The sequence below is a fragment of the Lysinibacillus sp. CNPSo 3705 genome (assembly GCF_028674935.1).
Lineage (GTDB): Bacteria > Bacillota > Bacilli > Bacillales_A > Planococcaceae > Lysinibacillus.
In genome coordinates this window covers 1-1,895 of sequence record NZ_JAQZSD010000148.1, presented here as the reverse complement: position 1 = coordinate 1,895, position 1,895 = coordinate 1, and the positions used below count along the sequence as shown (strand labels likewise).

2 protein-coding genes are annotated in these 1,895 nt (G+C 33.8%); both read left to right on the top strand.

All coding sequences use genetic code 11. From position 1 onward, the window contains the following. Positions 1–345 precede the first annotated feature (345 nt). Positions 346–909 (top strand): hypothetical protein, encoded by a 564-nt coding sequence (locus tag PVA17_RS24670; protein ID WP_274069325.1) that lies wholly within the window; start codon positions 346–348, stop codon positions 907–909. Between the two features lie 121 nt (positions 910–1,030). After that, a complete protein-coding gene (locus PVA17_RS24665; RefSeq protein WP_274069324.1) occupies positions 1,031–1,765 on the top strand; it encodes a hypothetical protein in 735 nt (244 codons plus the stop codon). The last annotated feature ends 130 nt before the right edge of the window (positions 1,766–1,895 follow it).

Below are 1,895 nucleotides of genomic sequence, written 5' to 3'. Positions count from 1 at the left end.
AGTAGAGTCACAGTGCCAAATGAAAAAAGCGAGGTATTCAACGATTAAATCGTTGAATACCTCGCAATGTGAGAAGATATGGACTTTTTCAGTGCCCTCAAGAAAAAAACAGGTGATTTTTTAAAACGATGAACCTTTTGACAAAGTACAACAAATTTCAAAAGAAATTATAGATACCGATAAATACCGGTAAGTGATTTTTTACACACATTTAACAAGTTGTATAAATGTATATTTAAATGTTAAAAAATACATAAATGTAATTTAAATGGTAATTATGGTATAATTAATATTCATAGTGCTGGTTAAAAGTATTTTTAACAAAATATGAAGGTGGTTCTAAATTTGAAAAAGTTCATATTCTCAGGATTGACAGCAGCTATAGTATTGTCTATTGGTATGCCAGCTACTCTTGCATCAGAATACATACCAACGACAGATGACAATGAGGTAAAAAGTATTGAGGTACCTTTAGAAGACGTTTTAGATACATCGTTATATGCAATTAATCCAACTAATACAAGCGTACTTTCAAAAGATTTCGCTACATCGGCGGGCCAAACAGGTAAGGTTACATCTATCGGACAATACATTGATTTAACCAAAGTAATTCCCGCTAAATCGAAAGTAGTTAGCATCACTATCTATTGTCCATCTGATATAAAAGTGACACAATCTCAATTCACAACAATTGACAACTATCTTATTAGCTATGACGGTAGTACATCTACTGCCGTAAAGTTTCAGAAAACGAATAACCCAACATCTACTAGTAAAACAACATTTTTTAAAGATAAAGATGCTAATGTTAGGTGGTTTGTTCAGTTAGAAGGAACTATTCTTAAGCAGCAGACAGGTATGGATGGGTTCACCGTATTCGGTAGCAAAATGATAATAGAATACAAATAACACTTTTAAAAACAGCACTATGAAATCCAATTATATCAATGATATTGCAAGTGGTGCGAAATAGACAAAAAGTGAAAGAACACTTCAAATGTTTAAAATTTGAAAGGGATGTAATAAAGTTATGAAAATCACTAATTTATCGCAAATACAATCTACCCCTGTATATTCAACGAATAAAAGTAATCCTATAAAAAGTGCTCCATCCCATTTAACAGGAGCATTTGTATACTCTAAGGAAAGTGTTCAGACTTCCGGACTACTATGCAACTATACGCCAAATGAGGTAGGAATGCAGTCAAATGTCAATCTGATTGCAAGTCGTTCATTAAATACACCGAATTGGGATATCATCCCGACGAAAGGCATGAAAGTTCCCCCGCAGGATGTATTAATTAGCCAACTCAAAGCATTAGTTGAAAAATCAGCGCGAAATACAAATCGAGACGCAATAGAAGGCTTTCATTACGAGAAAAATAAATTACACGCACAATATATTTCTTCTGTATCCCCTGACCGAAAAACGCTTCACAAACAAGCGATGCAAGCAATAAAAAAATTCGAAGCAGAGGAAACAACACAGATAGGCCCAAGGACGCTTGTGGATTATTTGATTAAACACGACAATATACAAACGGAAATGAATAAAAGTCTTGAGGCGGGTGGCATGTTGCGTCCTAGCATCAATTCATTAGGTGGTTATAACTATAATGTCGTCGTTGGAGGGATAAAGTTACTAGGAAGCATAAATGGACAATGGTCTTACGGACTAACGCCAGCTGAAAAACAGAAATCAGACGAGTTTTATCAGCTCTATTGGTCATTTGTAGATGAAGCAGAAAATGATTTAAAGAAATGAAGCTTGTAAAAAAACAAACTAGAATAGCTGTAGATAAAATTAAAACAATAGAAGTTTTCTATTCGTGAATGATAAGTGACTATATATCAAAGCCATCAATTAATTGATGGCTTTGATATTATATTGTAGC